General features: G+C 36.4%; 17 protein-coding genes and 1 other annotated feature. Of the genes, 13 read left to right on the top strand and 4 right to left on the bottom strand.

Annotation, left to right across the window (positions count from 1 at the left end; genetic code table 11):
- The first annotated feature begins 25 nt into the window (after window positions 1-25).
- From IGK96_RS09940 to rplT, 4 genes are all read left to right on the top strand, one after another.
- Complete coding sequence (locus tag IGK96_RS09940; protein ID WP_010775667.1) at window positions 26-1,096, top strand: RNA-guided endonuclease TnpB family protein; 1,071 nt, start codon at window positions 26-28, stop codon at window positions 1,094-1,096.
- A 214-nt stretch (window positions 1,097-1,310) separates the two neighbouring features.
- Window positions 1,311-1,442, top strand: a sequence feature (ribosomal protein L20 leader region).
- A 54-nt stretch (window positions 1,443-1,496) separates the two neighbouring features.
- On the top strand, window positions 1,497-2,018 hold the full coding sequence (gene infC, locus IGK96_RS09935) for a translation initiation factor IF-3 (protein ID WP_002355797.1): 522 nt from the start codon (window positions 1,497-1,499) through the stop codon (window positions 2,016-2,018).
- A gap of 113 nt (window positions 2,019-2,131) precedes the next feature.
- Window positions 2,132-2,332 carry a 50S ribosomal protein L35 gene (gene rpmI / locus IGK96_RS09930; RefSeq protein WP_002355798.1) on the top strand — a complete coding sequence of 67 codons (201 nt, stop codon included), beginning with the start codon at window positions 2,132-2,134 and terminating at the stop codon, window positions 2,330-2,332.
- 60 nt (window positions 2,333-2,392) lie between these two features.
- Window positions 2,393-2,752, top strand: a complete 360-nt coding sequence (gene rplT, locus IGK96_RS09925) for a 50S ribosomal protein L20 (protein ID WP_002355799.1) — start codon at window positions 2,393-2,395, stop codon at window positions 2,750-2,752.
- Between the two features lie 45 nt (window positions 2,753-2,797).
- Here the strand turns inward: rplT and IGK96_RS09920 are convergent, their stop codons facing one another.
- Window positions 2,798-3,178, bottom strand: coding sequence for an MmcQ/YjbR family DNA-binding protein (locus tag IGK96_RS09920; protein WP_050443826.1), 381 nt, complete (start codon window positions 3,176-3,178; stop codon window positions 2,798-2,800).
- A gap of 67 nt (window positions 3,179-3,245) precedes the next feature.
- On the opposite strand from IGK96_RS09920, the gene IGK96_RS09915 reads away from it, so the two are divergent.
- From IGK96_RS09915 to IGK96_RS09905, 3 genes are all read left to right on the top strand, one after another.
- The gene (locus IGK96_RS09915) at window positions 3,246-3,605 is read left to right on the top strand and encodes a DUF1304 domain-containing protein (RefSeq protein WP_002370721.1); all 360 of its coding nucleotides are present in this window, start codon (window positions 3,246-3,248) and stop codon (window positions 3,603-3,605) included.
- 67 nt (window positions 3,606-3,672) lie between these two features.
- Entirely contained in the window at window positions 3,673-4,167 is a 495-nt protein-coding gene (locus IGK96_RS09910) for a GNAT family N-acetyltransferase (RefSeq protein WP_002368164.1), read from the top strand.
- 17 nt (window positions 4,168-4,184) lie between these two features.
- Complete coding sequence (locus IGK96_RS09905) at window positions 4,185-4,700, top strand: GrpB family protein (protein WP_002361365.1); 516 nt, start codon at window positions 4,185-4,187, stop codon at window positions 4,698-4,700.
- 15 nt (window positions 4,701-4,715) lie between these two features.
- Here the strand turns inward: IGK96_RS09905 and IGK96_RS09900 are convergent, their stop codons facing one another.
- The 3 genes from IGK96_RS09900 to IGK96_RS09890 all read right to left on the bottom strand — a co-directional run bounded on the left by IGK96_RS09900 (window position 4,716) and on the right by IGK96_RS09890 (window position 8,312).
- On the bottom strand, window positions 4,716-5,891 hold the full coding sequence (locus tag IGK96_RS09900) for a SulP family inorganic anion transporter (protein WP_010775669.1): 1,176 nt from the start codon (window positions 5,889-5,891) through the stop codon (window positions 4,716-4,718).
- 139 nt (window positions 5,892-6,030) lie between these two features.
- A protein-coding gene (locus IGK96_RS09895) for an IS3 family transposase (protein ID WP_096397480.1) occupies window positions 6,031-7,175 on the bottom strand; the annotation gives its coding sequence in 2 pieces (ribosomal slippage) (window positions 6,031-6,902 and window positions 6,902-7,175; 1,146 coding nt in all).
- 108 nt (window positions 7,176-7,283) lie between these two features.
- Window positions 7,284-8,312: a YeiH family protein gene (locus tag IGK96_RS09890; protein ID WP_010828620.1), complete on the bottom strand. Its 1,029-nt coding sequence runs from the start codon at window positions 8,310-8,312 to the stop codon at window positions 7,284-7,286.
- A gap of 112 nt (window positions 8,313-8,424) precedes the next feature.
- Between IGK96_RS09890 and IGK96_RS09885 the strand changes: the two genes are divergently transcribed.
- From IGK96_RS09885 to IGK96_RS09860, 6 genes are all read left to right on the top strand, one after another.
- Entirely contained in the window at window positions 8,425-9,255 is an 831-nt protein-coding gene (locus IGK96_RS09885) for a LysR family transcriptional regulator (RefSeq protein ID WP_010817110.1), read from the top strand.
- Between the two features lie 64 nt (window positions 9,256-9,319).
- Window positions 9,320-10,192, top strand: a complete 873-nt coding sequence (locus tag IGK96_RS09880; protein WP_002355807.1) for a VOC family protein — start codon at window positions 9,320-9,322, stop codon at window positions 10,190-10,192.
- A gap of 273 nt (window positions 10,193-10,465) precedes the next feature.
- Window positions 10,466-10,690 (top strand): hypothetical protein, encoded by a 225-nt coding sequence (locus IGK96_RS09875; RefSeq protein WP_002355808.1) that lies wholly within the window; start codon window positions 10,466-10,468, stop codon window positions 10,688-10,690.
- An 88-nt stretch (window positions 10,691-10,778) separates the two neighbouring features.
- Window positions 10,779-11,453: a two-component system response regulator SapR gene (gene sapR, locus IGK96_RS09870; protein WP_002355809.1), complete on the top strand. Its 675-nt coding sequence runs from the start codon at window positions 10,779-10,781 to the stop codon at window positions 11,451-11,453.
- 13 nt (window positions 11,454-11,466) lie between these two features.
- Window positions 11,467-12,492 (top strand): two-component system sensor histidine kinase SapS, encoded by a 1,026-nt coding sequence (gene sapS / locus IGK96_RS09865; RefSeq protein ID WP_002358842.1) that lies wholly within the window; start codon window positions 11,467-11,469, stop codon window positions 12,490-12,492.
- A 147-nt stretch (window positions 12,493-12,639) separates the two neighbouring features.
- The gene (locus tag IGK96_RS09860; RefSeq protein WP_002355811.1) at window positions 12,640-13,503 is read left to right on the top strand and encodes a GRP family sugar transporter; all 864 of its coding nucleotides are present in this window, start codon (window positions 12,640-12,642) and stop codon (window positions 13,501-13,503) included.
- Window positions 13,504-13,512 lie beyond the last annotated feature (9 nt).

Genomic DNA, 13,512 nt, shown 5'->3' with positions numbered 1-13,512 from the left:
ACTATCTTGGTAGGGTGGTTATGAGATGAAGGCTCTGAAAGCTTATAAATACAGACTTTATCCAACCTCAAAACAAGAAGAGTTTATTCAAAAAACATTTTCTTGTGTTCGCTTGGTGTATAATTTAATGTTACAAGACCGGATTGATATCTACAAAGAGATGCGAAAAAATCCTCAACAAACGTTTAAAATGCCAACGCCAGCTAAATATAAGAAACAATACCCTGTCCTCAGAGAAGTTGATAGTTTAGCCTTGGCAAATGCACAAGTTTATTTGGATCGAGCCTTTAAAAATTTTTATCGGGAAAAAGGGATGGGCTTTCCAAAAAAGAAAAAGAAAGAAACGGTGCATTCCTACACTACGAACAATCAACATGGCACGGTCAAAATTTTGGATAATCGTTATTTGAAAGTACCTAAATTGAAATCTTTAATTAAAATGAAGGTACACCGCCAACCGCTGGGGGAGATAAAATCTGTAACTATTTCTATGAGTGCGAGTCACAATTATTATGTTTCCATTTTGTGTGAAGCGCCGATTGAAACGAAAACAAAGCAACAAAAAATGGTGGGAATTTGTAGCAGTAGGGAAAAATTTGCGCTGCTTTCGAATGGTGAAAGCTTCGAAAAAAGCTATTGTTCAAAGCATTTAAAGCAAAAATTACGTCAAGAAGAACGAAAATTAAACAAGCGTAAAATGATTGCTTTGGAAAAAGGTGTCGATCTTTCGCAAGCAAAAAATTATCAAAAACAAAAAATAAAAGTCGCAAAAATTCGCGAAAAAATAGCCAACCAACGAATGGATATTTTAAACAAAATTACAACGGAATTGGTTTCAAGTTACGATGTTATTTGTATTGAAAAAGCCCATCACAGTAATGAACGGCCGCCAAAACATGATCGTTCTGAACTGGCTTGGTCTTTATTTTTAGCTAAACTGTTGTATAAAGCACAATGGTATGGCAAAGAACTCATTTGTATTGAGTCAGAGGAGATCGAAACAGAGTTGTCTTTTTCTGAAAGTACAGAAAATTCAGAGTATCTTAGAAGCCAAAAAATCTTAGAACGTGGCTTGTCTAAACGAGAAACCTTATAAATAGAAGAACTGTAGGGACTACAGGGATCGCCTAGGGGATAGAAAGTGTACACCATGTGTTGAACCATTTGTTTCTAGGAAGTCACATTGGGACAGTCCACTAATTATTAATAATCAAAATACGAGTTCAAACGAATCTAGTGCTAGATTCGTTTTTTTTTTGAGGAAATATATTGACAACTAGGATAAACTAAGGTAAACTAGTGAAGTTGAGAAATGAAAGCAGAAGCACCCGCTTCTCGCCTTAGTTGAGTATATCGCTGGGCTAGATAAAGTATTCCTTATTTTTTTAAGTAAGGCAGACTGTTGGCGGGTTCTGGATAGGAACCTGTTTTTTTATTGCATTTAGCAAACAAAGCAGACTTCCGTTAGGATTTTCTCTTAAAAATTTTGGAGGTGAATGACCATAGCAAAGGATATGATGGTTAACGACGGCATTCGTGCACGCGAGTTACGTTTGATCGGACAAGATGGTGAACAATTAGGTGTAAAAACCAAAGCAGAAGCATTACAAATCGCTGAATCTGCAAACTTGGATTTAGTACTTGTAGCGCCAGGAGCGAAACCACCAGTTGCGCGAATTATGGATTATGGAAAATTCCGTTTCGAACAACAAAAGAAAGAGCGTGAAGCTCGCAAGAAACAAAAAGTGATCAACGTCAAAGAAGTTCGTTTAAGTCCAACAATTGACGTAAATGACTTCAATACAAAACTTCGTAATGCGCGTAAGTTCTTAGAAAAAGGAGACAAAGTGAAAGCTTCTATCCGTTTCAAAGGCCGTGCCATTACCCATAAAGAGATTGGTCAGAAAGTTCTTGATCGCTTAGCTGAAGAAACTGCGGACATCGCCACAGTGGAACAAAAAGCGAAAATGGACGGACGCAGCATGTTTCTAACGCTGGCACCGAAAAACGACAAGTAAACGAAGAGACCGAGCATTCGGACTTTTGGTAATTTCTACAAGAAGGATATTCGACAGTTGTGACTGTTAGAGTCTTTCACTTGAAGCAAAGATTTTGAGGAGGAAAATTAGTCATGCCAAAACAAAAAACACACCGCGGATTAGCAAAACGTGTAAAACGTACTGGTGGAGGCGGCTTAAAACGTGGCCGTGCCTTTACATCTCACCGTTTCCACGGTAAAACTAAAAAACAACGCCGTCAATTGCGTAAAGCAAGCATGGTTGCAAAAGGCGATTACAAACGTATCCGCCAACAATTAGCAAGAATGAAATAAAACAACTCGGTGACTTTTAGATTACCGTCAAGAGAAACAAGATATTAGGAGGAATTCAACATGGCACGTGTTAAAGGTGGAACAGTAACCCGTAAACGTCGTAAAAAAGTCCTTAAGTTAGCGAAAGGCTACTACGGATCAAAACATACTTTATTTAAATCAGCAAAAGAACAAGTAATGAACTCTTATTACTATGCATTCAGAGACCGTCGTCAAAAGAAACGTGACTTCCGTAAATTATGGATTGCACGTATCAACGCGGCAGCTCGCATGAATGGCTTAAGCTATTCTAAATTAATGCACGGTTTGAAATTGGCAGAGATTGATATCAACCGCAAAATGTTAGCTGACTTAGCCGTTAACGATGCAGCAGCATTTACAGCGTTAGCTGAACAAGCAAAAGACGCTTTAAGCAAATAAGCTTAAACAATCTTTCACACCCTACTCCTTGAGTAGGGTGTTTTTTTAATAACTCCGTTGGTAACTTTCATCTATAAATGAAAAAACTTGTGAGAGCGGAATTTCTTCAGAAAGACTTAACCAATGCTCTTTATTCATATGATAGGCAGGAAAATAGCCAGGTTGGTTCTTTAATAAGGCAATCAATTCAGGCGCAAGTTTAACGGTTAAAATAGTGAGCTGCTTATTCTCGGTAGCGCCGAGCAGTTGTGCATCCAGTGGCATAATTAAAGCAAACCATTTTGCATTTCTAGGATGACGAAAGACGAGATAGTCTGGATGTTTTTTAAAAGGAAAATCGGGCGTTATCTGATAACGTTCTTGGATATAGGCGCTAATAGTTTCTTGAAAATTCATAGGTTTCTTCCTTTCGTTAAGGCTAGGCATATCTATTTACATCATAGCAAAAATTACATAAAATTACTTCGTTCAAAGGAATGGGAGGAGGGAGCAGATGACATTAATTTCAACAATTTTAGTAACCTTGGTGGCTGTAGAATTTTTCTACATTATGTATTTAGAAACGATTGTACCAACATCTGAGACAACAAGCCGTGTTTTTAAAATGGATAAGCAAGAGTTACAAAGAAAATCAGTGACTACATTGTTTAAAAATCAAGGAATCTATAATGGACTAATCGGTGCAGGACTTATTTATAGTGTCTATTTTGCGCAAGCAACGATGGAGATGACAAAATTTTTATTGATTTATATTATTTTAGTGGCGGCGTACGGTAGCTTAACTAGTGATAAAAAAATCATTTTAACACAAGGCGGTTTAGCTATCGTGGCTTTGCTTAGTTTACTTGTTTAGCCATCAGAGTTAATAGAGAGAGGCAGTCAAATCGACAGAAAAAACACGGTTGATTTGACTATTTTTTATGGAATTGAGAGAGACAAAATGTGGTATACTTTGTTTATTAGATAGGGAGGAATTAAAAATGCTGAACCAAAAAGAAGTAAAAAAAACCGACTATCCTCAATTAATTTCTCTATGGCGTTCTTCAGTAGAAGCTACCCATTTGTTTTTGAGTCAGGCAGATATTGATAAAATCGAAGTGGTTTTACCTGATTATTTTCAACAAGTTCAATTAAGTATGTGGTTAAATGAAGAACAGAAATGCGTGGGCTTTAGTGGAACAAATCAACAAACGTTGGAAATGTTATTTATTGACCCAGTCTATTTTCGTAAAGGCTATGGTGGAGAAATTATCAAAAAGTTAATAGAGCAAGAATCAATTGTCTTTGTTGATGCCAATAAACAAAATGAAGGGGCTGTGAAGTTCTATCAATCTCAAGGGTTTCAAGTAATTGGTGAATCAAAGGAAGATCCTCAAGGAAATCCGTTTCCTATTTTACATATGAAACGGATATAGAAAAGAGGGAAGAAATCATGCGGGTAATCGTTACTGAATACCAACCAGCCTGGGTGGAACAGTTTGAAGAAGAAGCCCAAGCGTTGAAACAGATTCTAAAGGAAAATTGTCTTAAAGTTGAACATATCGGTAGCACATCTGTGCCTAATTTAGCAGCCAAACCAATTATTGATTTTTTGGTCATTGTTGAAGAAATTGAAAAAGTAGACCTGTTACAAGGGGAATTTGAAAGAATCGGTTATGAATATATGGGGGAATTTGGGCTATCAGGACGTCGTTATTTACGAAAAGGCCCGATAAAAAGAACACATCATGTGCATATTTATCAGTTTGACAATACGCAAGAAATTTTGCGCCATCTTGCTTTTCGAAATTATTTACGAGAAAATCCGGCAATTGCTACAACCTATGGTACATTAAAAAAGCAATTGGCCCAAGCACACCCCGATAGCATTGATAAATATATGGATGGCAAAGATGCGTTCATTAAGAAAATAGAAAAAGAAGCGTTGAAGAAATATTGGGAAAAATAAAAAAAGTTGCTAAAGCTAGCAACTTTTTTTTGGTTCTTTTTTGAAAAAATGATAAAGAAGACCACTTAAAAGAACACCTAGAATAATTCCAATAGCTAAATTATGCGTATAGACGATCACACCCACTGTCACGAGTAAAATAACAATTTCAGTAACTTCAAAAGTTCGGAAAAGCTGCAAACTTTCCCAATCAAAGGTGTCGACTGCCACTGTCATCATGATCCCAATCAATGCAGCTGTAGGAATGGCTACCATCACGGATTTAAAAACAAAAATGAATAGAAGGAGGGTAATACCTGAAATCAAAGTAGAAAGCCGTTTTCGTCCTCCAGATTTAACATTAATGACCGCTTGCCCGATCATCGCACAGCCAGCTTGGCCACCAAAAAAGCCGGTAATTATATTAGCGAATCCTTGCGCCTTAACTTCTCGTTGGCTATCACTTTGGCTCGCTGTCATTTTGTCCACAATGGGGATCGTCAATAAAGATTCAATTAACCCGACCATTGCTAAGGCAACAGAGCTAGGTAAAATAATCCACAACGTTTCTAAGTTGACGGGTACATTAGGCCAACGGATCGCTGGATGAAACTGACTCATTTCACCAAGATCACCTACCGTTTGTAAATGACCTTTTAAAAAATAGGACAGGATAGTCATGAATAAAATAACAATTAAAGCAGGAGGCACAATTGTAATAAACTTAGGTAATAGATAAATAAGTAAGATACTACAGATAATCATGCCGTAGGACCACAGTGTTTGATGAGGCAATTGTTGTACTTGCGCCATGAAAATTAAAATGGCTAACGCATTGACGAATCCGTACATCACTGTCTTGGGAATAAAGCGCATTAATTTATGGATACCTAAATAACCTAAAATAAATTGTAGAAAGCCTGTTAAAATAGTCGCAGCAAGCATGTATGACAAACCGTGTGCTTGAATTAAGCCTGCAAGGACTAAGGCCATTGAACCAGCAGACGCCGAGACCATTGCCGGACGGCCGCCCGTAAAAGTAATCACAAGTAAAGTAACAGCTGAAGCAAACACTGCAGAAAGCGGGTGAACACCAGCAATAATCGCAAACCCGATTACTTCTGGTAAAATGGCGACAGAAGAAACGAGACCGGCAAATAGATCATTTCGTTCATTGCCTAACCATTCGCTTTTTTTAATACTAAATAACATCGAAAAACTCCTTTAAGTTAATAAAACCTTTAAGTTAATAAAACCTTATTCATAATAGCATGAATAAGCTGAAATAAAAAAGTTTGACGTGTTAAGGAACTGACCTAAGATTGTGAGACAGGAATAAAAAAGCATTTTCCTAGACTGCTGATTTCCGATAATCTATCGGCGATTGGTAGTCTAGTTTTTGTTGAATTCGACTTTCATTATAATAAGTAATGTATTTTTTTACAATTTCTATTACAATAGATGTAGGTTCATTTGTGAGCCCATCTAAGTAGAACGTTTCAGACTTTAGTGAGGCATGAAACGATTCGATGCAGGCATTATCTGAAGGTGTCCCTTTGCGGGACATACTCATGGTAATGCCTTTTGTTTTTATTTGATTCTGGTAGTCAAAAGAAGTATAAACAGAGCCCTGATCACTATGCAATAGACAATCCGTTGTTTGGGGCAATTGATCAAGTGTATCCAGAACAAAAGCCGTATCTTGCTTATCACCGATGGTATAGGCAATAATTTCACCATTGTATAAATCCATAATTGAAGACAAATACAATTGCTTTTGACCAAAAGGCAGATAAGTAATATCTGTTACCAATTTCTTTAAAGGAGCGTCTGAAGAAAATTGTCTATTTAGCTTGTTCTCGACAACCGTGTAAGGTTGTCCCACTTTACTGCGTTTCTTCATTTTCACGCGACAATTCCAATGATATTTCTGCATAATCTTTTGTACGGTGTTTTTGTTTACTTTGTATTCCTGATTAATCAACGCAGTAATCTTTCGATAGCCATATCGAAACTTATGTTGGAAGCAAAGTCGACGAACAGCTTCTTCAAGAGGTGTTAACTTTCCCAAGTCTTTTCGATGAGTCCAACGATAATAAGTAGCTCGCGAAACGCCGAAAAGTTGACACAATGCAGTAATGGTTATTTTTCCTTTCATTCTTTTAACTAATTCTACAAATATTTCTGGCTCCACGTCCTTTCCAATTCTTTGTACTTTTTTAGCACCTCAATATGCATTTTTAAATAGTTATTTTCATTTCTAAGCTGTTGTTCATTTGATAGAATTTCTGGACCTTTTCCATAAGCATATTGTTTTCCAACGGGTTGAACCAGACGATGATTCTCGCCATTACGGTACCAACGCCACCATGTTTCAATTTGTGTTTTGTTTTTAATTCCTAATTCTGCCATAATTATTTTTACAGGAATATTCTCTTTTTTCATCTGTATAGCCATTTCTTTGATGTGAATCGGATAAGAAACTCGATTTCCCATTGAAAAAGCACCTCCTAGTTAAATTCATTTTAACGTGAATTCAACAAGAGGTGCTTTTTTATTTTGTCTCAGTTTATTGGGTCAGTTCATTAACGTCAAACTTTTTTATTAGAACTGTAGCAGTGCCAACAACAAAATGGCTAGGACGACTTGAACAGTTCCTACTGATAAACCATAGATTAAGAAACGTTTGCCTTCTTGGAAAAACTTTTTAAAATCGAGTCGTAACCCGATTGCTGCCAAGGCAGTAATTTCAAACCAAGAACTAAAGAAATGAGCAGTCTCACTGATCACGACGGGGAAATGAATCAAACTATTAAAGACACAGGCAATGAAAAAGCCAACTACATACCAAGGTAGGGCGCTGCTTTTTTTGGTGACTTCTACCAACTCAGCCTCTGATTCTGTCGTCTTACTTTGCTTGAAACGTCCAAATAAATAGACAACTGCTACGAGTAGGACAATCCGCATAATTTTAAAGAGCATCGCAAGTTGAACTGCGTTCTCATTGACCATATTGGCACTGGCGACAACCTGACCAACTGATTGTAAAGTCCCTCCGATTAGTGCGCTACGAGCCAACAAATTGGTACCATAGATAATCCCACTTAAAATGGGTAAGGTCAACATTAAAACGGTTCCTAATAAGTTTACTAAAGTAATGATTTGGCCTTTTTCTTCCTCATCTGCTTGAATTGCTGGAGCAATCGAAGCAATGGCAGAGGATCCACAAACGGCATTACCACCAGCCATCAATAAAGACATATTATCAGAAAAAGCCAGTTTTTTACCGATCAAATAGGCAAAAATAATGGTCAGCGACATTTGAATGAGAATAAATGCGACACCTTGTAAGCCAATTTGGGCAATCGTTTGAAAGGTCACGGTGGTTCCCAATAAAACAACAGAAAATTCTAGTAATTTACTTTCGGCTACTTTGGTTCCGCGATTTAAATTGGCACCGCGAACAAAGGTATTTCCCAAAAAGATTCCTAGTAAAATAGCTATCGTTGCGGCGCCTAAGCTAGGTAACCAGATGGCAAGAAACTTGCTAAGGCAGGCGACAAGGAAAGCTGTTAGCAAGCCGGGAAGAATTTGGAATAAAGATTGGATATAATCATTTTCTGAATTTCTCATTGAAAAAATCTCTCTTTCTTGTTCATTACTTCCAGTATAACGAAATTTTTTACATTTGAGAAATAAATAGTTAAAATAATATTTATAATAGAAAGTTATCGAAGGGATGCCTATGTTTAAATTATTAAAGACTTTTCAAATTGTGTATGAGCAAATGAACTTTTCCAAAGCAGCTACCTGCCTATATATCTCACAACCAGCCGTTTCTAATCAAATCAAACAATTAGAAGAAGAATTAGGCTGTTCATTGTTTTTAAGAAATGGTCGACAAGATGTAGTCCCTACTAGGCAAGCGGAAGTCTTGTATAATCGTTTGCTAAATTTAGCTGATGATTGGCAAGAAACATTAACAGCTCTTCATCAGGCGAGATTACCTAAAGAAACTTGCCGAATTGCTGCGTCTAATACTTTTGCAGTTTATTATTTGCCGCAACTGATGCAGCATTTACAGACACAGTATGCAACGATCAATTTTGTTTTAGAAATGAACAATTCAGAAGAAGTAGTGGAAAAAGTTGAAAAACATCAAGTTGATTTTGGCTTTATCGAAAAACCATTAATTACGAAAGGCGCCTCTCGTGAAGAAATTATTCAGGATCAATTGGTTTTAGCTGGGGACCCTGCCAATCAGAATTGGTTGGTACGTGAAAAGGATTCTGGGGTCTTTCATTATACCCAACAGTATTTAGAAGAAAGTAATCAAAGCCCAACACTCATGACGGTTAAAAATAATGAAATGATTGTTAAAATGTTGGAATTGGGCATGGGGCAATCGTTGCTTTCAAGAAAGGCGATTACTGAAAAAATCCCCTTCCAAACGTTAGGTGAAAAGTATTGGCGTTCCTTTTATTTTTTGACACGGGGACATTTAAAATCCTCCTTGCTTCAAGAAGTAAAACAAGCAATTTATCGATTCTATCAGAAGGAAATGAATAAATACTAAAACGTTCTCTTTGTTTATTTATCAATCTTTGACTACACTAAAGAAAACGAAGGAGGGAACCACAATGCCTAAATTTTCACCATGTTTATGGTTTGACACACAAGCGGAAGAAGCTGCTAACTTCTATACAACAATCTTTGAAAAAGGTGCGATTCTAAGTAAAACGAACTACGTTAATGAGGAGCACCAACCTCAAGGAACATCATTAATGACCATTGAATTTACCTTGGCGAACCAAACAATTATTGGTTTAAATGGCGGACCAGAATTTTCCTTTACGCCAGCTAGTTCATTTTTTGTTGAATGTAAAACATTATCACAAACAGAAACGTTGTGGAAAAATTTAACAGCAGATGGACAGATATTGATGCCTTTTGGGGAATATCCTTTTAGTCCTTTATATGGTTGGGTAGTGGACAAATTTGGTGTCTCTTGGCAAGTGTCTTTTTCAGGAAAAGAACAAACAATTGTACCAACCTTTATGTTTGCTAATGAAAAATATGGCGAAGCAGCCAAAGCTCTATCAGAATGGTTGGCGATTTTCGGTCCAGGCGAAATAATTGAAAAAGTTGAATATGAAGATGGGAACATTGCGCAAGCACTTTTCACATTACAGGAGCAACCGTTTCGAGTAATGGATGCACGAGATAAACATGACTTTGATTTTACCATGGCTTTCTCTATTTATATTGATTGTGAAAATCAGGAGGAAATAGATCGGCTATGGCAACAAGTGACTGCTAAAGGGAAAGAATGGCCGTGTGGCTGGATGGAAGATCAATTTGGGGTCAGTTGGCAAACAGGCAATCCTGAACTGAAACGTTATTTATCTGACTCAAATCCAGCTAGAGCAAATGAAGTGACCAAAAAATTGTACCAAATGAAAAAAATAGATTTAAACCAGTTAAAAGAAGTGTATGACAAATATAATCATTAGAAAAACTGAGGTTGTCTGATCGACTACACTTCGTTACGTTGGTATCAATTCCAATACATGGAACATACTAGAGTTGAAGGGCTTGTCTTTTAAGGATCAAGACCTTCAACTCTTAAAAAAGGCTCGATTCTTGCGAGTTCCAAAGAAGCCACTTCTATTTTGTTGTTTACTTAATGGTTAGGACTCTGCCGATTTTTTTATAAGATTATGCTATAATTAAGAGTAGTAAATTATTGAAGGAAAAATGAAAAGTCCAAAATAGGAAGTGGTAAAATGATTGAGTTAATTGTGTTGTTAACAGTTTTTACTTATGGAACGAACTTTGTTTTATATCTTATTTTGAAAAATAAAAAGTCCATGCCAATTGTCGAAAAAGCTTCTATTGTATTAGGAATTAATATGTCTGTGTTATTATTAGATGGTATTTTTGCTTTCGTTGGCAAATTCATCATGTTATCAGAATGGGAATTATTAGCGCCTATTTTTGAAATAGTGTAAAAATCATCATAAAGTCCTATATCCAAAAAGAATGAAGTTTGTTAGGATAAGAAAGATGAAAATTTAGAAATAAAAGAGGTGGGATTGCATGGCTAAAATCATGATTGTCGAAGATGAAACAACCATTCGAGAATTAATTAGCGAGGAATTACAAAAATGGCAATTTGAAACGATTGGAACAACCGATTTTAATGATGTATTGGATGATTTTCAAGAGGAGAATCCTCAATTAGTCTTGATGGATATTAATTTACCTGTGTACGACGGGTACTATTGGTGTCAAAAAATTCGTGAAGTTTCTAAAGTACCAATTATTTTTATTTCGAGTCGTAGTACCAATATGGATATGATTATGGCGATGAACATGGGCGCGGATGATTTTGTTACAAAACCGTTCCAGATAGATGTTTTAATTGCTAAAATCAATGCTTTGTTGCGCCGCTCTTATAACTATTCCGATACGGATAGTGAAGTGCTTTCACATAATGGCATTACTTTAAATGTGGACAATGGACGAATGGAAATCAAAGGCGAAATGATCGATTTAAGTAAAAATGAATACCGATTACTGTATCTTTTAATGAAAAAGCACGGAAAAATTTTAACACGTGAAAAACTATTGCGCGCTTTATGGGACGATGAACGTTTTGTGGATGACAATACGTTGACGGTAAATATCAATCGTTTACGAAAAAAAATTGAGCAAGCAGGGATTGCTGGCTATATTGAAACCAAAGTGGGCGTCGGTTATATGGTGCCCTAGATAGGAGTAGACAATGACCATTCTAAAGTATTTAAAAGATCGCTGGTTATTACTAATTGGTTGGTTATTTTTTCTGTTCTTAACTTGTTTTATTTTATGGTTGGCTCCTAATGTCCGCTTAGATTGGACAGTGGTTGGCTATATCTTTTTACTGCAAAGTGTTTTTTTATCGCTATTTTTAACAATTGATTATTATTTAAAACGTAAGTGGTGGCTTTCGTTGGCAACGGAAAAAGAGCCGCCTTCTTTACAAGAATATTTGAATACAGCAGAAAAAGAAGAAGAACTACTTGTCCAAACGTATATTAACGGTTTATTGCAAGAGCACCAACAAACCATGCAGCAAGCAATTAACAACCAACAGGACCAAAAAGATTACATTGACTCTTGGGTTCATGAAATCAAAGTCCCCCTAGCGGCTATCACGTTACTGGTACAATCTGTCGAAGATGATATTCCAGAGAAAAAATATTATCTATTGGAAAATGAGTTAGGGAAAATTGATGAATATGTCGAGCAAGTCCTATATTATGCTAGACTGGATAGCTTTTCTCGAGATTATTTACTCCAAGAATATTCTTTAAAAGAAATTGTGCAATCTGTTGTTCGTACGCAAGCAAATTATTTTATCCAAAAAAGATTGCAATTCTCAATTGAAGGAGAAGATGAAGCGGTTTTAACCGACCGAAAATGGGTCATTTTTATTTTCCGCCAATTATTAAGTAATGCAGTCAAGTATACGCCAGAAGGCGGCACGATTACGGTTCTAATTTCCAAAAATAAACAAGGTATTTATTTATCTTTAAAAGATTCTGGGATTGGCATTCCGATGCAAGATCAACGACGCATTTTCGATAAAGGATTTACTGGTGAAAACGGGCGGAAAAGTGAACAGCATTCAACTGGTTTAGGCCTGTATTTGGCCCATAGCTTAGCGAAAAAGTTAGGTCATGATTTAACAGTCGAATCGACAGAAGGGCAAGGTACGACGATGACATTGTTTTTCCCTTCCCTCAGTTATTATAATGAAGTGAAATAAAAAGTAGGTCTATCAGCAAATTAAAGATGTGATAGGCCTTTTTTTATTTATTAAAACTTTCTTGCTAACTTCTCTTACTCTTCTTAGTTGTTTAGAAAACGTTTTTATTGTTAGAATGAAATGAAATAAATTTGTTAGGAGAATATTATGAGTTTACTTATCGCTTTAGTGCCCATGATTGCGTGGGGCAGTATTGGTTTAGTCAGCGGTAAAATTGGTGGAAGCGCCAATCAACAAACGTTAGGTATGACAATCGGCGCATTACTATTTTCAATTGTTGTCTTTTTTGTCATCCAGCCTACGTTGACGACAGCCACATTAATTGTTGGATTTATATCTGGTTTATTCTGGAGTTTGGGACAGAATCAACAATTTCATAGCATGAAATATATGGGCGTTTCAGTTGGCTTACCAATTTCAACTGGGATGCAGTTAGTTGTTAATACCGTTGCAGGGGCTGTTTTTTTCCATGAATGGACAAAAACAAAAGACTTTGTTGTGGGCTTTATCGCTTTGGCCTTTTTAGTTTTTGGGGTGTATTTAACAGCTCGACAAGATGATGACAGTCAACCGAAAACCTCAAACAGTATGTTAGATTTTAATAAAGGGATTCGGGCCTTGATTTTCTCAACAGTTGGGTATGGCGTCTATACCATCATTATTAATGCCACTGGTTTAGATCCGTGGGGAATTATTTTGCCACAAAGTATTGGTATGTTAGTGGGGGCTAGTTTCTTTGCCTTCAAAAAAGTCAAAGTTGATCGTTTTGTTTGGATGAATATGACGACGGGTCTGCTTTGGGGCTTAGGAAATATTTGTATGTTATTAACCATGCGTGAAATTGGCTTAGCTATTAGCTTCTCTTTATCACAAATGGGGATTATTATTTCGACTCTTGGGGGCATCTTCCTTTTAGGCGAAAGAAAATCAAAAAAAGAAATGTTTTATGTTATTTTTGGTTGCATTTTTGTTATTCTAGGTGGTATTCTTTTAGGGTATATGAAAGCGTAAATAGTTTAT

The sequence above is a fragment of the Enterococcus sp. DIV0682 genome (assembly GCF_051712685.1).
Classification (GTDB): domain Bacteria; phylum Bacillota; class Bacilli; order Lactobacillales; family Enterococcaceae; genus Enterococcus; species Enterococcus faecalis.
This window is presented reverse-complemented; position numbering and strand designations above follow the sequence as displayed.